Source organism: Nitrospirillum viridazoti CBAmc (assembly GCF_000730165.1).
In the GTDB taxonomy this organism is placed as follows: Bacteria; Pseudomonadota; Alphaproteobacteria; order Azospirillales; family Azospirillaceae; genus Nitrospirillum; species Nitrospirillum viridazoti.
Window position 1 is genome coordinate 763184 of sequence record NZ_CP022113.1, and the last position, 23718, is coordinate 786901.

Here is a 23718-nt window from a genome sequence, read left to right on the forward strand (position 1 = left end):
TCACAAAAGACAGACCTCTTTAGAAGAGATGTTCCTGGTCTGATTTGACTGGCCAGTTGTGGGAACTTGTGATTTAAGCGCTATGGGGGAGCTATTGCAGCGATGAAAGGGTTTTCTGCGAAGAGAAACCCTATCTTCCGGGTACATTCCCCGAGACCGCCTATTCCAATCGGTGAGTGCACGCCATGCCCGACGGTTCACGCCCCCCGGCCCGCAAGAACGCCCCGCGCGCCCTGCGCCTGGCCCTGGAACCTCGCATGATGTTCGACGCCGCCGCCGCCGCCACGGCGGCGACGGTCACCAAGACGGCGACGACGGCAACGGTGGATACGCACACAGACGCGGCCGCCAGCACTGCCCTGCTGGACGCGGCCGCCAAGGCCGCCACCGCGACGGCAACCGATACCAGCGCCAAGTCGACGGCCAGCGGCCCCTCGTCCTCGACCGGCTCGGGGACCGGTGCTACGGCCGGTACGACCACGGACACGGTGAAGACCACCGACACCGCCAAGACCGCCACCGCGGAGACCGCCAAGGTCGCCGACACCAGCACCGCCGCCACGGTCACCCCCACCACGACGACCACCTCCGGCGTGCATGAGGTGGTCATCGTCGACACCAGTGTCGCGGACTACCAGACCCTGATCGCCGGCATGGATCCGTCCGTGCCCGTGATCCTGCTGGGCGAAGGCCAGCGCACCGTCCATGGCATCGCCCAGGCGCTGTCCGGCTACAAGAACCTGGACACCGTCATCCTGGTGACCGAGGGCGGCGACGGCGGCATCATCCTGGGCGGCAACCACGTGCTGACGGACGGCGACCTGGCCAGCCGCGCCAGCGACCTGGCCGCCATCGGCGCCTCGATGAAGACGGGTGGCGACTTCCTGTTGCTGGGCTGCTCCATCGCCGCCACGGACACCGGCAAGCAGTTCGTGGACGACTTCGCCCGCTACCTGGGCAACGACATCGACGTCGCCGCCTCCACCGACCGCACGGGCCCGGCCTCGTTGGGCGGCGATTGGGTGCTGGAATACACCACCGGGGCCGCCATCGACACCGTGCTGCCCTTCACCGTGGCGGGCATGGAGAACATCGACCACTGCCTGGGCTGCACCGCCGGCACGCAGAGCGCCTCGGGTTTCGCCACCATCTATCACAACGGCACCAACATCGGCGGCTATTCCCGCCACAGCGGCAACCCCTACGTCCTGTTCTGGGACCCCGGCCATACCGGCACCCAATTCAACCCCGCCAACAACATTTACACCACGTCGCTGAACGCCTTCCTGGCGCGCACGGACGTGGCGCAGTGCCAGGACCTTCCGTCGGTAAGCGGTACGCACACCAGCACGGCGAACGACAACGCCACGGCCACGCCCTTCAGCGGCGTCAGCTTTACCGACAGCACCAGCGGCGCCACCAGTTACAGCATCGACATCACGCTGGACGCCAACAACGGCACGCTGACCGGCACCGGCCTGACCAGCACGGACGGCACGCACTACACCCTGACCGCCAGCAGCACCGCGACGCTGCAGACGAACCTGCGGGCCCTGGTCTTCACGCCCACCGCCAACCAGGTGGCGCCGACATCGACCAAGGTGACGACCTTCACCCTGACGCCGAAGGACAACACCACCACCGGCACGGCGGACAGCACCAGCAAGATCACCGTCACCTCGATCAACGACGCGCCGACGCTGGACGCCAGCAAATCGCCCGTCCTGACCTCGGAAATGAACACCGTCGCCAGCACCCCCACGGGGGCCGTCGGCACCCTGGTGTCGGCCTTGGTGGGTATCGGCACCGGCGTCAGCAACGTCACCGACCCCGATGTCAACGCGGTGACGGGCCTGGCCATCACCGCCACCGACACCACCAACGGCACCTGGTATTACACCACCAACGGCGGCACCAACTGGACCAGTGTCGCCACGGTCAGCAACACCAGCGCCCTGCTGCTGAAGGCGGACGCCAACACCCGCCTTTATTTCGCGCCCAGCAGCAGCTACACCGGCACCGCCACCATCACCTTCCGCGCCTGGGACCAGACCAGCGGCACGGCCGGCAGCAAGGTGACGACCGCCACCAACGGCGGCACCACCGCCTTCTCCTCGGCCACCGACACGGCCGGCATCACGGTCACGGGGGCCAACGCCGCCCCAGTCATCACCAACCTGGCCGGTGACACGGTCGCCTGGGTGGATGCCAGCACCGCCGTCCGCCTGGATTCCAGCACCGCCGCCTCGGTCAGCGACACGGAAAACGACAGCGCCGGCTGGGCCAGCGGCAGCCTGGTGGTGCAGCGCGTGACCGCCGGGTCCGCGGACGCCACGGCCAACGACGTCTTCAGCTTTGACAACAGCGTCAGCGTCAGTGGCGGCACGGTCACGGTCAACGGCCATGCGCTGACCTTCACCAACACCGGCGGCGTGCTGACCATCAGCCTGACCGCCAGCGCCACCAGCGCGGACGTGGCGGCGTTGATCCACGCCGTCCAGTACAGCAACGCCACCCCCTTTGGCGACGCCACCATCCGCTTCGCCCTGAGCGACGGCAGCGGCAACACCACCAACGCCGACCTGACGGTGACCAGTTCCACCATCTACGTCACCACCACCGCAGACCAGAGCAGCGGTGCCGCCGCCGACGGCTTCAGCCTGCGGGAGGCGCTGGCCCGGTCCGTCAGCCAGACGGGGGCGGACACCGTCGTCATCGGCGACAGCGTCACCGGCACCATCACGCTGGCCAGCGGCGTCACGCTGGGCGCCGGGGACACCCTGAAATACGCGCCCACCACGGCGGGCAGCCTGACCATCGCCGCCACCAGCGGCGGCCTGGCCCTGGGCGGCGCCGGCACCCTGTCGGTGGGCAGCGGTGATACGCTGACCATTTCCGCCGGGGTTTCGGGCACCGGCAGCACCCTGACCAAAACCGGGGCGGGCACGGTGACCCTGTCGGGCACCAACACCTACACGGGCGCCACCACGGTGTCCGACGGCACGCTGGCACTGGGCGCCATGGGGTCCACGGCGTCGCTGACCCTGGACGGCGGCACGCTGAAGTCGACGGCGGCCTTCTCCAGTTCCACCGCCATCACGGTCAATTCCGGCGGCGGCACCATCGATTACACCGCCGGCTCCGTCACCCTGAGCGGCGCCATCACCGGCAGCGGCGCGCTGGACGCCAAAAGCACCACCGCCGGCAACGCCATCAAGCTGTCGGGCAACAGCACGTTCTCCGGCGGCATCACGGTGGACGGCGGCATCCTCGACATCTCGTCGGCCAACGCCATCGGCACCGGCACGCTGACCTTCAACAGCGGCAAAATCCGCAGCACCACCGCCGCCTACACCCTGGCCAACAACCTGGTGATCAACGGCAACGTGCTGCTGGCCGGCAGCTTCGGCATGACGTTCACCGGCACGGTGGACCTGGGCGGCGGCACCCGCACCATCAACGACCAGTTGGGCGCCGGCAAGGACCTGACCTTCTCGGGCGTGGTCAGCAACGGCAGCCTGAACGTCGCCTCACAGCTCACCGGCGGCACCTACGCCTCGCTGGTCCTGAGCGGCACCAGCAACACCTACACCAACGTCACCGTCACCTCCGGCACCCTCAGCATCGCCGGCGCCGGCAGCCTGGGCAGCGGCAGCGTCACCCTGGCCGGAGGCACCCTGCTGGTCAACGGCGCCGCCAGCATCGCCAAGAACATCGCCGTCACCGCCAGTTCCACCATCCAGGTGGCCAGCGGCAACGCCGCCACCCTGTCCGGGAACATCACCGGCAGCACCGGCACCTTGACCCTGAGCACCGGCACCGGCGCCAACGACGGCCTGACCCTGTCCGGCGCCAACACCTTCAGCGGCGCCATCAGCATCGGCGCCGGCACGGTCACCGCCAGCGGTGGCAGCGCCATCGCCGACACCAGCGCCGTGACCGTCGCCTCGGGCGCCACCTTGGCCCTGGCCGCCAGCGAGACCATCGGCTCGCTCGCCGGCGCCGGCACCGTCAGTCTCGGCAGCTTCAACACCCTGACGGCGGGCGGCGATAACACCAGCACCACCTTCTCCGGCGCCATCACCGGCACCGGCGGCCTGACCAAGGCCGGCACCGGCACCCTGACCCTGTCGGGCACCAACACCTACACCGGCGCCACCACCATCAGCGCCGGCGAGATCATGGTGTCCGGCGGCAGCGCCATCAGCGACAGCAGCGCCGTGTCGGTCGCTTCGGGTGCGACGCTGCAGCTGGAAGCCAGTGACGAGACCGTCGGCTCGCTCAACGGCGCCGGCACGGTGACGCTGAACGGCGGTTCGCTGACGTTGGGCGGGAATAACACCTCCACCACCTTCTCCGGCGTCATCCAGGACGGCACCGCCCTGAACGGCGGCATCACCAAGACCGGCACCGGCACGCTGACCCTGTCGGGCACCAACACCTACACCGGAACCACCACCATCAGCGCCGGCACGCTGGAAGCCGCCAGCAGCGCCGCCCTGGGCAGCAGCACCGGCGCCACCACCGTGGCCAGCGGCGCCACCCTGCAGGTGGACAACGGCGTCACCATCGCCGATGCCCTGACCATCGCCGGCGCCGGCACGTCCAGCTCCGGCGCCATCAACCTGTCCTCCGGCAGCGCGACGCTGTCGGGCAATGTCACCCTGAGCGCCGCCAGCAGCATCTACGTCGGCGATACCGCCACCCTGACCCTGGGCGGGACGCTGGCCGGCGCCTTCACCCTGACCCACAACTTCGGCAACGGCGCGCTGGTGCTGACCGCCAACAACAGCGCCGCGGCCACCGCCCTGAACATCCAGGTCGGCACCCTGTCGATCACCGACCAGACCAACCTGACCACCGGCACGCTGACCCTGAACATGGGCAACACCGGCGTCGGCGGCCTGCTGGTCACCGGCAGCAACGTCACCATATCCAAGAACATCACGCTCGGCGCCAGCGGCGGCATCATCAGCAACGCCAACGCCCTGACCCTGTCCGGCAACATCACCGGCGGCGTCAGCAGCAACCTCAGCCACGTCATCAGCCTGACCAAGGTCGGCGCCGGCAAGCTGACCCTGTCCGGCACCAACACCTACACCAGCTCCACCGGCGCCCTGGGCGCCACCATGGTGTCCGCCGGCACCCTCAGCGTCACCAACGCCACCAACCTGGGCAGCACCACCATCAACGGCGCCGTCATCCTGAACGGCGGCGCGCTGGAGGTGACGGGCAGCGCCGTCACCCTCGCCAACGCCATTGTCCTCAGCGCCAACGGCACCATCAGCGCCACCAACAGCGCCACCCTGTCCGGCGTCATCTCGGGTTCCAAAAACCTGACCTCGGCGGGTGCCGGCACCCTCACCCTGTCGGGCGCCAACACCTACACCGGCACCACCTCGGTGACCGCGGGCACGCTCAGCATCACCGACAACACCAACCTCAGCACCGCGGCGCTGACCCTGAACGGTGGCACGCTGGCGGTGACCGGAACCGCCGTCACCCTGACCAACGCCGTGACCCTGGGCAGCAGCGGCGGCACGGTCAGCGATGCCAACGCCCTGACCCTGTCGGGCGTCGTCAGCGGCACCGGCAACCTGACCAAGACGGGCGTCGGCACCCTGACCCTGTCCGGCACCAACACCTACACCGGCACCACCACCGTGTCGGCCGGCACGCTCAGCATCACCGACAGCACCAACCTGGGCAGCGGTGGCCTGACGCTGGATGGCGGTACGCTGACGCTGACCGGCACCACCGTGACGCTGAGCGGCAACATCCTGCTGAGCACCGGCGGCGGCACCATCAGCACCGCCAACACCCTGACCCTGTCGGGTGTCATCAGCGGCGCCGGCAATCTGACCACAGCGGGCGCCGGCACGATCATCCTGTCGGGCGCCAACACCTACACCGGCACCACCACCATCAGCGCCGGCAAATTGGAGGCTGCCACCTCCAGCGCCTTGGGCACCAGCGCGGGCGGCACCACCATCGCCTCCACCGGCACGTTGCTCATCGATGATGGCGTGACCCTGGCGGACGCGGTGAGCACCGCCGGCAACGGTTCGCTGACTCTGAACACCTCGACCGGCAGCGCCACGGTGTCGGGCAACGTGACCCTGACGGCAGACGCCCGGGTTAACGTCAGCGGCACGGGCACGCTGACCCTCAGCGGCACCGTGGGCGGCGCCTTCACGCTGTACAAGAATGTCGGCACAGGCACCCTGGTCCTGAGCGGCAGCAACGGCACCGGCGCCACCAACCTGAACGTCGCCACGGGCACCCTGTCCATCACCGATCAGACCAACCTGACCACCGGCACGCTGACCCTGAACGGCGGCGCATTGGCGGTGACGGGGTCCGCGGTGACCGTGAGCAAGGCCATCACCCTGGGCAGCGGCGGCGGCACCATCAGCAATGCCAACGACGTGACCCTGTCGGGCGTCATCAGCAGCACGGGCGGCCTGACCAAAACGGGCGCCGGCAAGCTGACCCTGTCGGGCACCAACACCTACACCGGCTCGACGACGATTTCGGCCGGCATATTGGCCGTGGCCGGCCTGGGCAGCACCTCGTCGCTGATCTTCAACGGCGGCACGTTGCTGTCCACGGCCGCGTTCTCCAGCTCCACCGCCATCACGGTCAATTCAAGCGGCGGCACCATCGATTACACCGCCGGCTCCGTCACCCTGAGCGGCGCCATCAGCGGCAGCGGTGCGCTGGACGCCAAGAGCTCCACCGCCGGCAACGCCATCAAGCTGTCGGGCAACAGCACGTTCTCCGGCGGCGTCACGGTGGACGGCGGCATCCTGGACATCTCGTCCGCCAACGCCATCGGCACCGGCACGCTGACCTTCAACAGCGGCAAAATCCGCAGCACCACCGCCGCCTACACCCTGGCCAACAACCTGGTGATCAACGGCAACCTGTTGCTGGCCGGCAGCTTCGGCATGACGTTCACCGGCACCGTCGATCTGGGCGGCGGCACGCGCAGCATCAATGACCAGCTGGGCGCCGGCAAGGACCTGACCTTCTCGGGCGTGGTCGGCAACGGCAGCCTGAACATCACCTCACAGCTCACCGGCGGCACCTATGCCTCGGTGGTGCTGAGCGGCACCAGCAACACCTATACGAACGCCACCGTCACCTCCGGCACCCTCAGCATCGCCGGCGCCGGCAGCCTGGGCAGCGGCAGCGTCACCCTGGCCGGGGGCACCCTGCTGGTCAACGGCGCCGCCAGCATCGCCAAGAACATCGCTGTTACCGCCAGTTCCACCATCCAGGTGGCCAGCGGCAACGCCGCCACCCTGTCCGGGAACATCACCGGCAGCACCGGCACCCTGACCCTGAGCACCGGCACCGGCGCCAACGACGGCCTGACCCTGTCCGGCACCAACACCTACAGCGGCGCCATCAGCATCGGCGCCGGCACGGTCACCGCCAGCGGTGGCAGCGCCATCGCCGACACCAGCGCCGTGACCGTCGCCTCGGGCGCCACCTTGGCCCTGGCCGCCAGCGAGACCATCGGCTCGCTCGCCGGCGCCGGCACCGTCAGTCTTGGCAGCTTCAACACCCTGACGACAGGGGGCGACAACACCAGCACCGTCTTCTCCGGCGCCATCACCGGCACCGGCGGCCTGACCAAGGCCGGCACCGGCACCCTGGAACTGTCGGGCACCAACACCTACACCGGCGCCACCACCATCAGCGCCGGCGAGATCATGGTGTCCAGCGGCAGCGCCATCAGCGACAGCAGCGCCGTGTCGGTCGCTTCGGGCGCCACCTTGATACTGCAGGCCAGCAATGAGACCGTGGGCTCGTTGAGCGGCGCCGGCACGCTGACGTTGAACGGCGGTTCGCTGACGTTGGGCGGGGATAACACCTCCACCACCTTCTCCGGCGTCATCCAAGACGGCACCGCCCTGAACGGCGGCATCACCAAGGCCGGCAGCGGCACGCTGACCCTGTCGGGCACCAACACCTACACCGGAACCACCACCATCAGCGCCGGCACGCTGGAAGCCGCCAGCAGCGGCGCCCTGGGCAGCAGCACCGGCGCCACCACCGTGGCCAGCGGCGCCACCCTGCAGGTGGACAACGGCGTCACCATTGCCGATGCCCTGACCATCGCCGGCGCCGGCACCTCCAGCTCCGGCGCCATCAACCTGTCCTCCGGCAGCGCGACGCTGTCGGGCAATGTCACCCTGAGCGCCGCCAGCAGCATCTACGTCGGCGATACCGCCACCCTGACCCTGGGCGGGGCGCTGGCCGGCGCGTTCACCCTCACCCACAACTTCGGCAACGGCGCGCTGGTACTGACCGCCAACAACAGCGCCGGGGCCACCGCCCTGAACATCCAGGTCGGCACGCTGTCGATCACCGACCAGACCAACCTGACCACCGGCACGCTGACCCTGAACATGGGCAACACCGGCGTCGGCGGCCTGCTGGTTACCGGCAGCAACGTCACCATATCCAAGAACATCACGCTCGGCGCCAGCGGCGGCATCATCAGCAACGCCAACGCCCTGACCCTGTCCGGCAACATCACCGGCGGCGTCAGCAGCAACCTCAGCCACGTCATCAGCCTGACCAAGGTCGGCGCCGGCAAGCTGACCCTGTCCGGCACCAACACCTACACCAGCTCCACCGGCGCCCTGGGCGCCACCATGGTGTCCGCCGGCACCCTCAGCGTCACCGGCGCCACCAACCTGGGCAGCACCACCATCAACGGCGCCGTCATCCTGAACGGCGGCGCGCTGGAGGTGACGGGCAGCGCCGTCACCCTCGCCAACGCCATTGTCCTCAGCGCCAACGGCACCATCAGCGCCACCAACAGCGCCACCCTGTCCGGCGTCATTTCGGGTTCCAAAAACCTGACATTGAACGGCGTGGGCACACTGACGTTCAGCGGCGCCAACACCTACACCGGCACCACCACCGTCGTCGACGGCACCCTGAACATCGGTGCCAGCGCCAACCTGGGCAGCGGCGCCCTCACCCTGAACGGCGGCACCCTGGCGGTGACCGGCTCCAGCGTCAGCCTGAGCCAGGCCGTGGCTCTGGGCAGCAATGGTGGCACGGTCAGCACCGCCAACGCCCTGACACTCTCGGGCGTGATCAGCGGGTCGGGTGACCTGACGATGAATGGCGGTGGCACCGTCACCCTGTCCGGCACCAACACCTACACCGGCGATACGACAGTGCGCGATGCCACCTTGCGCATTGCCGCCGCCACCAACCTGGGCGGTAGCGCCCTGACGCTGAATGGCGGTACCCTCACGGTCACCGGGTCCAGCGTCAGCCTGAGCCAGAATCTCAACATTTCCGTCAACAACGGCACCCTCAACACGGACAACAGCCTGACCCTGTCAGGTACCGTCAGTGGTTTCGGCAGCCTGTTCAAAGGCGGAACCGGTACCGTAACCCTGTCGGGCGACGGCAGCGGATATACCGAAACCACCTATGTGCAGGCGGGCACCCTGGCGCTGACCGGTTCGGTTGGCGGCGACGTCAACGTCCAGGACGGCGCCACCCTGGCCGGCACCGGCACCGTCGGCGGGAACCTGCGGGTCTATGGCGGCGGCACCTTGGCCCCCGGCGTCGAGGGCGTGAACAACGGCATCGGCACCCTGACCGTCACGGGCAACGTCAACCTGGGCGGTGCCCTGCAAATCCAGATCGCCGGCACATCCGGCAACAACGACGTGTTGAGCGTGGGCGGCAACGTCGTGCTGAACGACGGGTCGGGCAATGCCGGCACCCTGACGCTGAGCGCCGTTGGCGGCTACACGGTAGCGTTGGGTGACAGCTTCACCATCGTCAACAACACCGGCAGCGGCACCACCGACACCACCGCCTTTCACAATTTGGATAGTAACGGGCAAGCGGATCTAAGCGGCGGCAAGGCGCTGATCACCAACAGCGGGGGCACCGGCAACGATATCGTGGCCAGCGTCCTGAACGCCGCACCTAACCTGAACGCGACACCGGTCACTAATGCGAATTACATCGAAGGTGCCGATGCCGTCACCCTGTTCAGTGCCGCGACCGTAAGCACTGGCGAGAGCAACCAAAAAATCCACTCCTTGACCGTGGCTTTGGCAGGCCTCGCCGATGGTGGGGCTGAAACTCTACAAGTCGACGGAACTCTTGTATCACTGACTAACCAAAATACGGTAACCACCACAAACGGTTATACCGTGTCCGTCCTTGTGACGACGAGCACATCTGGCAATGTGGTGCAGTACGCTGCGGGAGTCACCATCACCAAGGCTGGTGACTTCTCTGCGGCAGACGCCGAGAGTTTGATCAATGGCTTGGGCTACAAGAACACCAGCGACGACCCTACTCCTGGCAGTGGTCGCACCATCGCGCTGACCGTCATCCAGGACAACGGCGGCACCGCCAACGGCGGCCACGACACCACCGCAGTCTATATTGTCTCCACCGTCACCATCACCCCGGTCAACAACAGCCCCACCCTGCCCAGCAGCGGTGCTGTCTCCACCATCCCGGCCACGCCCATCAACACCACCAGTAACACCGTCACCGTGTCCAGCATCCTGGGCGACGCCGGCTATGTCGACGTGGACGGCCATGGCGTCTCGGGCGTCGCCATCACCGGGCTCTCCGGTGCCGGTACCTGGCAGTATTCCACCGATGGCACGAACTGGTTCGGCGTCGGCACCGTTTCCACCAGCAGCGGCCTGTTGCTGAACAGCACCGCGCAGCTGCGCTATGTGCCCAATGGCAGCACCGCGGAAACCGCCACGCTGACCTTCAAGGGCTGGGACGAAACCAGCGGCACCGCCAGCAGCGGCAGCACGCGCCAGACGGCCGACACCACCACCAACGGCGGCACCACTGCCTACTCGGCCAACAACGGCACGCTCAGCGTCGAGACGCAGGGCGCTGTGATGACGGCCGGCGGCTCCGTCACCTACGTCGAAGCCGGCACCGCCGGCGCCATCGACACCACCATCACCGTCAGTGATTCCGTCGTCAGCACCTTGACCAGCGCCACGGTGACCATCGGCAGCGTGGTGGCCGGCGACGTGCTGACCTTCGTCAACACGGCCAACATCACCGGCAGCTATGACAGCAGCACCGGCGTGCTGACCCTGACCGGCAGCGACACCCTGGCCAACTACCAGGCGGCCCTGCGCAGCATCACCTTCAGCTCCACCAGCCAGGACCCGACCCTGGGCGGCACCCGTGCCAGCCGCACGGTCACCTGGTCGGTGAACGACGGCATCGCCCCCTCCGCCGGCGTCACCAGCACGGTCAACATCACCGCCGTGAACGACGCGCCGACGTTCAGCACCACGCCCGCCACCAGCCCGGTCTTCACCGAGGGCGGCAGCGCCGTGAGCCTGTTCAGCGGCACGACCATCAGCGCGATCGAGGCCGGCCAGAAGATCAGTGGCCTGACCTTGACCGTCGGCGGCTTGGCCGACGGCACGTCAGAGGTCCTGTCCATTGATGGCCAGGACGTCACCCTGGTCGACGGCACCAGCGTCACCACCACCGCCAACGGTTATGGCGTTGCGGTCTCGGTGACCTCCGGCACCGCCACCGTCACCATCACCAAGTCGGGCGGCGCCACGGCGGCGGCGGCCCAGACCCTGGTCGACGGCCTGACCTACAAGGATACCAGCAGCGACCCGACGGCCGGCAGTGGCCGCACCGTCACCCTAACCGCCATCCAGGACAACGGCGGCACCGCCAACAGCGGCCATGACACCACCACCCTGACCGCCGGCACCACCATCACGCTGCACCCGATCAACCAGGCGCCGACCCTGACCACCACCCCGGCGACCAGCCCGAACTATGTCGAGGGCGCCAACGCCACCGCGCTGTTCAGCGGCACGACCGTCAGCACCAGTGAGGCGAGCCAGAGCGTTCACGCCATCACCCTGACGGTGGGTGGCCTGGCCGACGGCGCCTCGGAAACCCTGAGCATCGACGGCCAGAGCGTGGCGCTGACCAACGGCAACAGCGCCACCACCACGGCCAACGGCTATTCTGTCAGCGTCTCGGTAAACAGTGGCACCGCCACCGTCACCATCACCAAGGCCGGCGACTTCTCAGCCAGCGCCGCCCAGACCCTGGTCAACGGCCTGGCCTACAAGAACACCAGCGACGATCCGACGGCCGGCAGCGGCCGCACCGTTACCCTGACCAGTGTTCAGGATAATGGCGGCACCGCCAACGGCGGCGCCGACACCACCACCCTGACCGCCAGCACCACCGTCACCATCACCCCGGTCAACGACGCCCCCACCCTGCCCAGCGGGGCTGCCGTCACCGGTCCGGGCACGCCCGGCACCACACCCAGCGCCGGTGTGACGGTGTCCAGCCTGCTGAGCGATGCGGGCTATGCCGACCCCGACGCCCACGGCGTCGGCGGCATCGCGATCACCGCCATTGCCGGTTCTCCCGGCACCTGGGAGTACTCTACCGACGGCGGCACCACCTGGAACAGTGTCGGCAGCGTCTCGCCCACCAGCGCCCTTCTGCTGGACGGCACGGCCCAGCTGCGCTTCACCCCCAGCGCCTTCTCCGTGGGAACCTCTGCGCTGACCTTCAAGGCTTGGGATGAGACCAGCGGTACCGCCACAAGCGGCGCCACCCGGGGCACGGGTGACATCACGACCGGAGGCACCGCCTACTCCACCAATGTCGGCACACTCAGCATTGCCGCCCAAGGCATCACCCTCACAGCCGGCGGCACCAGCAGCTATGCCGAGGCTGGCACCGCCACCGTTATCGACTCCTCACTCACGCTCACCGACACCGCCACCAACACCCTGACCAGCGCCATCGTCGAGATCGCGGGCGGCGTGGCCGGCGACCTCCTGTCCTTCACCGCCCAGAATGGCATCACCGGCAGCTATAACAGCCTCACGGGCTTCCTGAGCCTGAGCGGCAGCGCCAGCGTGGCCGACTACCAGGCGGCCCTGCGCAGCATCACCTTCAGCTCGACCAGCCAGGATCCCACCCTCGGGGGCACCCGCAACAGCCGCACCATCGCTTGGTTCGCGAATGACGGCATCCAGCTTTCCCTCTCGGCCACCAGCACGGTCAACATCACCGCCGTCAACACCGCCCCCGTCTTGACCGTACCGGATGCCCAGACGATCACCGATACCCTGGCCCACGGCCTGAGCGTCAGCGTGGCCGACCCTGACGCCGGAACCGGCATCGAGACCGTGACCTTGGGCGCCGGCAAGGGCAACCTGGCGGTCACCGCCTCGGGCAGCGCCAGTGTCACCGGCACCGGCACGGGCAGCGTCACCATCACCGGCACGCTGGCCGACGTGAACGCCACCCTGGCCAGCCTGACCTACACCACCACGGTAACCGCCAGCGACAGCGATACCATCACCATCGGTGTCAATGACGGCGGCAACACCGGCACGGGCGGCGCCCTGACGGATGCCAAGACCATCGCCGTCACCCTGACCGGCAACGCCGCCCCCACCGTCAGCGTGGCCGGCACCCAGAGCTACACCGACACCAACAGCCACGCCATAACCGGCGTGGGCGTGACGGACAATCTGGCCGGCAACACCGTCACCGCCACCGTGTCCGACCTGCATGGCAACCTGGGCTTCACCGCCGCAGGCTCCGCCAGCGTCACTGGCGCCGGCACGGGCAGCGTCACCATCACCGGCAGCCTGGCCGACGTGAACGCCACCCTGGCCACCCTGACCTACGCCACCACCGCGACGGCCACGGGAACGGATACCATCACCGTCACGGTCAATGACGGCGGCGGCAACCTGATCGGCGGGGCCAAGTCGACCACCCAGACCATCGCGGTGAACCTGACCGGCAACGACACGCCGTCCCTGGCCCTGCCGGGTGGGCAGAGCTATGTCGATCAGGCCGGCCACGCCATAACCGGTGTGGCCATCACCGACGCGCTGCCGGGCGGCACCGTCACGGCCACCGTGTCCGACCTGCACGGCAACCTCAGCTTCACCGCCGCCGGGTCCGCCACAGTCACGGGCGGCGGTACGGGCAGCGTCACCATCACCGGCAGCCTGGCCGACGTGAACGCCACCCTGGCCACCCTGAGCTACGCCACCACCCTGTCCACCGTCGGCAGCGATACCATCACCGTCGCCGTCAACGATGGTGGCACCGCCCGCATCGGCGGGGCGAAGTCCACCAGCGGCACCATCGCCGTAGCCATCGCCACCAACGACACGCCGGTCCTGACCGTCGCCGGGGCGCAGGCCTACGACGACACCAACGCCCATGCCATCACCGGTGTCAGCGTCGCCGACACCTACAACGGCACCATCACCGCCACGGTGTCGGACCTGCACGGCAACCTGGGCTTCACCGCGTCGGGCGCCGCCAGTATCACCGGCGGGGGCACGGGCAGCGTCACCATCACCGGCACCCTTGCCGACGTGAACGCCACCCTGGCCACCCTGACCTACACCACCACGGCGACCGCCACCGGCAGCGACACCATCACCGTCACCGTCAATGACGGCGGCGGCAACTTGATCGGCGGCGCCAAGTCCGCCACCCAAACCATCGCGGTCAACCTGACCGGCAACGACACCCCGGTCCTGACCGTCGCAGGGGCGCAGAGCTACAACGACACCAGCGCCCACGCCATCACCGGCGTCAGCATCAGCGACACCCTGCAGGGCGGCACGGTCACCGCCACCGTGGCCGATCTGCACGGCAACCTGGGCCTCACGGCCTCGGGGTCCGCCAGCGTCACCGGCGGGGGCACGGGCAGCGTCACCATCACCGGCAGCCTGGCCGACGTGAACGCCACCTTGGCCACCCTGACCTACGCCACCACGGCGACGGCCACCGGCAGTGACACCATCATCGTCAGCGTCAATGACGGTGGCACCAGCCGCATCGGCGGCGCCAAGGCCGCCGTCCAGACCATCGCGGTCAACCTGACCGGCAACGACACGCCGGTCCTGACCGTGGCCGGGACGCAGACCTATACCGACACCAACGTGCACGCCATCACCGGCGTCAGCGTCAGCGACAGCCTGCAGGGCAGCACCGTCACCGCCGCCCTGATCGCCACCCAGGGCAATATCTCCGTCACCGCGTCGGGTAGCGCGACGGTGTCGGGCAGCGGCAGCGGCGTGGTTTCCATCACCGGCAGCCTGGCCGACGTGAATGCCACCCTGGCCACGCTGAGCTACGCCACGACCGCCACAACCACGGGCGCGGACGTCCTGACCGTGGCGCTGAGCGATGGCGGCAGCAACCGCATCGGCGGCGCCAAGTCCACCGTGCAGACCATCACCATCAACCTGACCGGCAACGACACGCCGGTCCTGACCGTGGCCGGGGCGCAGAGCTACAACGACACCAACGCCCACGCCATCACGGGCGTCAGCATCAGCGACAGCCTGACCGGCACCACGGTCACGGCCACCGTGACGGCCACTAAGGGCAATGTCGCCGCCACCGCGTCGGGCGCCGCCACCCTGGCCGGCAATGGCACGGGCAGCCTGACCATCACGGGCAGCCTGGCCGATGTGAACGCCACCCTGGCCAGCCTGACCTATGCCACCACGGCGACGGCCACCGGCAGCGACACCATCACGGTGACCGCCAACGATGGTGGCACCGCCCGCATCGGCGGGGCGAAGTCCACCGTCCAGACCATCGCGGTCAGCCTAACCGGCAACGACACGCCCGTGGTGACCGTGCCGGGGGCGCAGAGCTATAATGATAGCGACGCCCACGCCATCACCGGCATCAGCGTCAGCGATACCCTGTCGGGCAACACCGTCACGGTGGCCCTGCTGGCCGGCAAGGGCAACGTCACGGTCACCGCCTCCGGCGGCGCCGTGGTGTCGGGCAACGGCAGCGGCGTGGTTTCCATCACCGGCAGCGTGGCCGACGTAAACGCCACCCTGGCCAGCCTGACCTACGCCACCACCGCCACAACCACGGACACCGACACCCTCACGGTGGCCATCAGTGATGGCGGCACCAGCCGCATCGGCGGCGTGAAGTCCGCCGTGCGCACGGTGGCCATCAGCCTGACCGGCAACGACACGCCCGTCCTGACCTTGCCGGGCGCCCAGAACCTGTCCGCCACCGGCAACCAGGCCATCACCGGCATCAGCGTCAGTGACACCCTGACCGGCGGCACCATCAGCGTCCTGGTGAAGGACGGCTTCGACGGTCAGCTGGTCATGGCGGCCTCGGGCGCCGCCACCCTGACCGGCAACGGCACCGGCACGGTCATCGTCCGCGGCAGCGTGGCCGACGTGAACGCCACCCTGGCCACCCTGAACCTGACCCCTGCCACCACCGGCAACGACATCATCACCGTGACCGTCAGCGACGGCGGCACGAACCGGGTGGGCGGCGCCAAGACGGCCAGCGGCATCATCGGCGTGACCATCAACCCGGTGGTGGTGCCGCAGCCCCCAGCCACGACCACCACCACACCGACGACCACGGCCACGACGGCGCCGACAACCACGACGACCAGCACCTTGATCGTGACGCCCACGGTGGCCGCGACCAGCACCGCGACGACCACCGTGGCCCTGACCCAAACGGTGGGCACGGGCAACGCCGGCGTCAGCGGCACACCCAGCGCCGGCCTGAGCGGCAACAGCGTCATCAGCACCAGCGCGACCAGCACAAACACGACGACAACCTCGACCGCCACCACCAGCATCATCACCGCGTTGGCGACCGACACCAGCACGTTGACCAGCACCAGCCGGTCGACCACCACCACAACGGCCGCTGGCTCAACGACCGCCACCCCAACCACCGCCGGCACAACCGCTGCCGGCACGACAGCGGGCAGTGCGACGCCCACCACCACGACGGCGAACACGACCACCGGGGCCGCGACCACCGGGGCTGCGACGACCGGAACGACGACCACCTCCGCCGCCGCTATCAGCGCCGGCACCGGCGTGGTCGCCATTACCTCCTCCGCCAGCGGCACCACCCCGCTGACCCTGGCCAACCAGGTCAGCAACCAAGTGGTCACCGCCGGCCAGCAAGTGACCTTCCAGCTGCCGCAGGGCACCTTCCAGAGCAGCGACCCGCAGGTGACGCTGGAGGCGCGGCAGGCCAACGGCGAACCGCTGCCTGCGTGGCTGACCTTCAACCCGGCCAACGGTACCTTCAGCGGCCAGCCGCCGGCGGGCGAGAACGGCAACGTCGCCATCACCGTCACGGCGCGCGACAGCAACGGCAATGTCGCCGAGGCCAAGTTCAACATGGCGGTGGGCCAGCAGCAGAACGGCACCGGCGGGCCCGGCGGCCAGGGCCCGCAGGGACCGGGCAACCGCGCCCCGCAGCAGCATGCCGCCAATGACCCGGCGACTGCCGTTCCCGCCGATCTGAACCCGGTGCAGCTGGCCGCCTATACCGGCCGTGACGCGGCGGCCCAGGATCTGGCCGCCAAGACCGCCAACGGCCCCGGCAAGGTACCGGCGGGCAAGCTGTCGCTGACGGCGCAGCTTCAGGCCGCCGCCCAGGCGCAGAAGGCCGTGGGCTTCGGTAGCGGCACCTTCGGCGCCACACATCACGGCATCGTCGACGACACCGTGTCCCTTCTCGCCAGCTTGCTGGACGTGTTCGGCGGCACCGCCCCACAGCACGGCCCGGCCCTTCCCGCCCACCACGCTTCCACCACCACGACCGCCTGAGGCTCCATGACGTCCTTGCCTTATTCCGCGCCGGCGCGGCGCACCCGCCCGCGTACCGTGGCGACGCCCATTGTCGCCGGAGCCTTGGTGGCCTTGCTGGCGGGGTGTTCCGTCACCCCCCGCCCCTTGACGTCGGATGAGAACCAGACCCGCGCCACCGAGGCGCTGAAGCTCGTTCGCGACCGCATTGATCCGGTGACGGTCGCCGTCTCCCTGGACGAGGCCATCGCCCGGGCGGTCAAGTACAACCTGGACCACCGGCTGGCGCTGATGGACCAGGCCATCGCCAACCGCCAGATCGACGTGTCGCGCTGGGACCTGTTGCCCAAGCTGGTGGTGGACGGTGGCCTGACGGCGCGCAGTAACGAACTGGCCTCGTCCTCCTACTCCATCCTGACCGGCAAGCAGTCGCTGGAGCCCTCAATCTCCAGCGACCGCCGCTCCGGCACCGCCGACCTGCAGCTGAGCTGGAGCGTCCTGGACTTCGGCATCAGCTATTACCAGGCCCGGCAGAACGGCGACCGGGCCCTGGCCACGGCCGAGAAGCGCCGCTCGGCGGTCAACAGCATCGTGCAGCAGGTCCGCGCCGCCTATTGGCAGGCCGTGGCGGCCGAGAAGATCGGCGACCGCATCAACCCCATCCTGGCCGATGCCCGCCAGGCCCTGGAAGACACCCGCCAGGTAGAGAAGCAGCGCCTGAAGCCCATGCTGGACGTGCTGCGGGACGAGAAGGCGACCATCGACATCATCCGCCAGCTGGAGAACCTGCAGGCCGACCTGGCGCTGGCCAAGACCCAGTTGGCGGCCTTGATGGGTCTGCCCCCGGGGACGCCCTACCAGCTGGTGTTGCCGGACAACCCGACCGCCCTGCCGGAGATGAAGACCGCCATCACCGAGCTGGAACACACGGCCCTGATCAACCGCCCGGAACTGCGCGAGCAGGCGTACAACCGCCGCATCGCCACGGACGAGGTGCACAAGGCCTTCCTGAAGCTGTTCCCCAACCTGTCCATTCAGGGCGGTCTGGACTATGACAGCAACTCCTTCCTGGTGAACCAGCGGTGGGCCGAGGGGGGCTTGCGCCTGTCCTGGGGCCTGGTGAACCTGCTGGCCGGCAATGACTTCATGGGCCTGGCGGAGACGCAGCGTGACCAGGCCGAGGTGCGCAACCTAGCCCTGTCCATGGCCGTGCTGACCCAGGTGAACGTGGCCTGGCAGCAGCTGGGCCGCGCCCGCACCCAGTACCTGGAAGCATCCGAGCTGGACAACATCGAGGGCCGTATCTACGACCAGGTGCTGGCGCAGCAGGAAAACAGCGCCGCCGGCAAGGTGGACCGCGTGCGGGCGTCCGCGTCGCGCATCGTGGCGGAACTGACCCGCGCCCGGGCCTACGCCGACATGCAGAACGCGCTGGCGTCACTGTACGTTTCGGTCGGCATCGATCCGCTGCCCCAGGCCGTGCCGGACTATTCGTTGAAGACCCTGACCGCCGCGGTGTCCACGGTGAACCGCCGTATCGAGAGCGGCATGTTCGGTGCCGAGGCGTCGGTCTCCGCCGAGACGCCGACACTGGACGACCCCGGCAAGGCCTTGACGCAGTAACTCCAGAGAGCCATAGCCAAAGCGGCGCCGGGCGGGGATCCTCCCTCCCGGCCCGTCTTGTTTCGGCGACCATCTGGCGCCGGCCTTTGCAACGAAAAGCGAGTCCGCCCCTTGTTCCGCCCCCGGTTCAGCCTGATCCTGCCCGCGCTTCTTCTCGGCCTGTCCGTCACGGCCCACGGCGCCGACACCATGCCCGAGATCCGCGCCCAGTTGGTGCCCAAGCGCAGCACGGTGCTGTCGTCGCAAATCGCCGCCCAGATTTCGGAACTGCCGTTGCGCGAGGGCGACAGTTTCAGCGAGGGGCAAAAGCTGGTGGCCTTCGACTGCGGCATCCAGAAGGCGCGCCAAGCCAAGGCCAACGCCCAGGAGACTGCGACCCGCAAGACCTATGAGGTCAAGAGCAAGCTGAACACGCTGAATTCCATCGGCGTATTGGAAGTGGAAACAGCGGCGGCGGAGCACGCCATGGCCGAAGCCGAACAGCAGATGGCGCGCGAGGTCGCGTCGCATTGCGTGGTCACCGCCCCGTTCGCCGGCCGCATGGGGCCGGTGGATGTGAAACGCTTCCAATCGGTGGCGGAAGGGCAGAAACTGCTGGAGATCCTGGACCCGACGGAACTGGAGGCGGAAATGCTGGTGCCGTCGTCGTGGCTGAAGTGGCTGAAGCCGGGTTTCGCGCTGGAAATCGGCATTGAGGAAACGGGCCGCAAGTACCCGGCCAAGGTGGCCCGCCTGTCGCCGCGCATCGATCCCGTCTCGCAGAGCATCCGGGTCTTCGCCGTCATCGACGGCAAATTCCCGGAGTTGTTGCCGGGCATGAGCGGTCGCGCCATCGTCGCGGCTCCGAATTGAGGATAGGGTGATGCGCGTCGTGCCCCCCACCCCGGAGGAACCGCCCCAGCGCCCGGATGCGGCCGAACTGGCCGGCCGGCAGCTGTTCGGCCTGACTACCCTGCTGCAGTTGCAGAAGCGGGCGCGGCATACCCGCACCGAGCAGGAACTGGGCTTCCTGATGGTGAATGACACCTTCAGCCTGGTGCGCTATCGCCAGGCGCTGGCCTGGCAGCGAACCGAGCGGGGCGATGGCGCGGTGCTGGCCGTATCGGGCTTATCCTCCGTGGATGCCGACAGTCCCTATGCCCGCTACGCCTGCCGCCTTCTGGCGGCCCATGGCGATTCCGCCGCGATCAAGGAACTGACCACGGCCGATCTGGCCCCGGATCTGGCCGAGGAGTGGCCGGAGTACCTGCCGGCCCACGGCCTGTGGCTGCCGCTGACAGCACCGGATGAGCGGTCCCTGGGCGGCCTGCTGCTGGCCCGGGAAGAGCCGTGGACGGATGGCGAGCGCGTGCTGCTGGAAAATCTGGGTGATGCCTACGCCCATGCCTGGGGCGGCTTAGTCCGGCAGCAGCGGCGCTGGCATCGCGACGCCGCCCGGCTGAAGTCCTTGCGCACCTTGGGCTATGTCGCGGCGGGCCTGGTGGCCCTGTCCCTGTTCCCCGTGCGCCTGTCGGCCCTGGCGCCGGCGGAGGTCATTCCCCAGGCCCCGACCGTGGTGCGGGCCCCATTCGACGGCGTGGTCGACAAGTTCCTGGTGACGCCCAACCAGCCGGTGACCGAGGACCAGCCCTTGTTCCAGCTGGACCCGGTGCGGCTGCAGAACCGCCTGGACGTGGCCCAGGCCACCCTGGAGGCGGCGGAGGCGGAGTACCGCCAGACCGCGCAGCAGGCCGTGTTCGATGAGAAGGCCAAGGGCCAGTTGGTGGTGCTGCAAGGCAAGCGCGACCAGGCCATGGCGGAGGTCACCTACGTCCAGGACCTGCTGAAGCGCATCGTCGTGCATGCGCCCCGCGCCGGCCTGGCCGTGTTCACTGACGTCAACGACTGGATCGGACGGCCGGTCACCCAGGGCGAGCGCATCCTGATGGTGGCGGAGCCCAAGGATGTGGAGCTGGAGATCAAGCTGCCGGTGGCCGACGCCATCGCCATGGACACGGGCGACCCTGTGTCGCTGTTCCTGAACATCGACCCGCAGCATCCGCTGGACGCCACCGTGCGGCTGGCGGCTTATCAGCCCGAGGTGGGCACGGACGGTGTCGCGGCCTATCGCCTGAAGGCGCGGTTCAACGATGGCCAGGCCCCCGTGCGCATCGGCCTGCAGGGTACGGCCAAGATCTACGGCCAGCGCACCACCCTGTTCTATTACCTGTTCCGCCGCCCCCTGGCGGCGCTGCGTCAGCGGCTGGGCGTCTGATGAGCGGTGAGGTTCCGGACGCCGCGCCCGCGTCGGTGGACGCCCCGCCCGTGCGCTTGGCCCCCTTGCGGGAGGAACTGACCCTGCTGGCCGGGCCGGCCCTGGCGGACGGGTCGCCCAGCTGGACGCTGCATGACCAGGTGGCCGGACGCTTCTATCGGCTGGGCTGGCTGGAGTTCGAGATCCTGCGCCGATGGCATCTGGAGGTGCCGCAGGCCATCGCCGCCGATGTCGCGTCCAACACCACGCTGCGCGTCACCGTCGACGATGTCATGGCCGTTTCGCAGTTCCTGGCGCTGAACAACCTGTTGCAGCGCCATGGGCCGCAGGCGGTATCGACCCTCATGCGCCAGGCGGAGATGCGCAAGCCCGGCTTGTGGCAGTGGCTGCTGAAGAACTACCTGTTCTTCCGTGTACCGCTGGTGAAGCCCGACCGTTTCCTGACCCAGGCCCTGCCTTATGTATCCTGGATCTTCACCCGCGGCTTCTTCCTAGTCACGCTGGCCGCCGCCTTGTTCGGCATTTACTTGGTGACGCGGCAGTGGGACCAGTTCCGCACCACCTTCGTCAGCTTCCTCTCCCCCTCCGGCCTTATCACCGGCGCCGTCGGCCTGGCAGTGGCCAAGGTGGTGCATGAGTTGGGACACGCCCTGACCGCCAAGCGCTATGGCTGCCGGGTGCAGACCATGGGCATCGCCTTCATGGTCATGTACCCGCTGCTCTATACCGACGTCAGCGACGCCTGGCGGCTGCCCAACCGGCGCCAGCGCCTGGCCATCGGCGTGGCCGGCATGGGCGCGGAACTGACGCTGGCCGCCTATGCCACGCTGGCCTGGTCCTTCCTGCCGGAGGGGCCGGTGAAGGCCGCCGCCTTCCTGCTGGCCACCACCAGCTGGATCATGACCGTGCTGGTCAACACCAGCCCCTTCATGCGCTTCGACGGATATTTCCTGCTGTCGGACCTGCTGGATGTGCCCAACCTGCATGACCGCGCCTTCGCGCTGGGCCGCTGGTGGCTGCGCGAGCGACTATTCCACCTGGGCGAACCGGTGCCGGAGGAGTTGCCGGCCAAGCGCCGCAATCTGTTGATCGCCCTGGCCTTCGCCACCTGGATTTACCGCTTCACCCTGTTCGTCGGCATCGCCGCCCTGGTCTACCACCTGTTCTTCAAGGTGCTGGGCATCATCCTGTTCCTGGTGGAGGTGTGGTGGTTCATCCTGCGCCCGCCCCTGAACGAGGTGCGGGAATGGATACGGCGGCGGGGAACCATGACCTGGAACCGCCGCTCCGCCACCACGGCAGCCGTGGCGCTGGGCCTGCTGGCCCTGGCCGTCATCCCCTGGCGCAGCACGGTGACGGCGCCGGCCGTCCTGCGCGCCGCGCAGGAGATGGAGATTTTCCTGGACCAGCCAGGGCGGATGGACGCCGTGCTGGTCAAGGCCGGCCAGAGCGTGGCGGCCGGCCAGGAGCTGTTCCGCCTGAGTTCCCCCGACCTGGACTACAAGCTGGCCAGCCAGCGCCAGAAGATCCAGACCCTGCAATGGGAAGCGGCATACCGCGGCAGTGCCGCTGTCGACCCCAAACGCCAGCGCATCGCGGCGCAGGAGTTGGAGACCGCGCAGGCCGAACTGCGCGGGCTGGAGGCGGAAAAGGCCAAGCTGACCGTGACCGCCCCCTTCGCCGGCATCATGGCCGAGGTGGCGGAGCCGCTGTCGCCCGGCGAATGGCTGCCGGCGAAGGAACGGCTGGGCCTGCTGCTGGACCCGGCGCATCCCATGATCGAAGCCTATGTGCGCGAGGCCGACCTGCATCGGGTGGCCGTGGGGGACCGGGGCCGCTTCCGCCCCGACCAGACCGTGACCAGCGCCGTGGACGGCCACATCCAGGACATCGACGACACCAGCACCCGCGTGCTGACCCGGCGCTATCTGGCCAGTACCTATGGCGGCGACATCGCGGCACGCGAAGACAGCCAGCACCAGCTGGTGCCCGAGGAGTCGATGTACCGCGTGCTGATCGCGCCGGCCAAGGATACCGCCCCGGCCAGCCTGGAGCGAGGCCGCGTGACGCTGGAAGGCGTGCGCGAAAGCCTGCTGGGCAGCCTGTGGCGCCGGACCGTGGCCATCCTGCTGCGCGAAGGCAGCTTCTGAACGCCAACCGCCGACCCCGTCCCTTATG

At 68.6% G+C, this 23718-nt stretch carries 5 protein-coding genes; all 5 read left to right on the top strand.

Annotated features, from left to right (window positions below; genetic code table 11):
- Positions 1 to 185: 185 nt before the first annotated feature.
- The 5 genes from Y958_RS30940 to Y958_RS30960 all read left to right on the top strand — a co-directional run bounded on the left by Y958_RS30940 (position 186) and on the right by Y958_RS30960 (position 23690).
- On the top strand, positions 186 to 17684 hold the full coding sequence (locus Y958_RS30940; RefSeq protein ID WP_088875720.1) for an autotransporter-associated beta strand repeat-containing protein: 17499 nt from the start codon (positions 186 to 188) through the stop codon (positions 17682 to 17684).
- 6 nt (positions 17685 to 17690) lie between these two features.
- Complete coding sequence (locus Y958_RS30945; RefSeq protein WP_088875721.1) at positions 17691 to 19286, top strand: TolC family protein; 1596 nt, start codon at positions 17691 to 17693, stop codon at positions 19284 to 19286.
- 111 nt (positions 19287 to 19397) lie between these two features.
- Positions 19398 to 20138, top strand: a complete 741-nt coding sequence (locus tag Y958_RS30950; RefSeq protein ID WP_088875722.1) for an efflux RND transporter periplasmic adaptor subunit — start codon at positions 19398 to 19400, stop codon at positions 20136 to 20138.
- A gap of 10 nt (positions 20139 to 20148) precedes the next feature.
- Positions 20149 to 21540: an efflux RND transporter periplasmic adaptor subunit gene (locus tag Y958_RS30955; RefSeq protein WP_088875723.1), complete on the top strand. Its 1392-nt coding sequence runs from the start codon at positions 20149 to 20151 to the stop codon at positions 21538 to 21540.
- Entirely contained in the window at positions 21540 to 23690 is a 2151-nt protein-coding gene (locus Y958_RS30960; RefSeq protein ID WP_088875724.1) for a site-2 protease family protein, read from the top strand. Before Y958_RS30955 ends, Y958_RS30960 begins: the two co-directional genes overlap by 1 nt.
- Positions 23691 to 23718: the final 28 nt, after the last annotated feature.

Bases quoted from the DNA above. Each gene is read 5' to 3' on its own strand.
- Y958_RS30940 (WP_088875720.1), top strand. From the start codon at position 186: ATGCCCGACGGTTCACGCCCCCCGGCCCGCAAGAACGCCCCGCGCGCC.
- Y958_RS30945 (WP_088875721.1), top strand. From the start codon at position 17,691: ATGACGTCCTTGCCTTATTCCGCGCCGGCGCGGCGCACCCGCCCGCGT.
- Y958_RS30955 (WP_088875723.1), top strand. From the start codon at position 20,149: ATGCGCGTCGTGCCCCCCACCCCGGAGGAACCGCCCCAGCGCCCGGAT.
- Y958_RS30960 (WP_088875724.1), top strand. From the start codon at position 21,540: ATGAGCGGTGAGGTTCCGGACGCCGCGCCCGCGTCGGTGGACGCCCCG.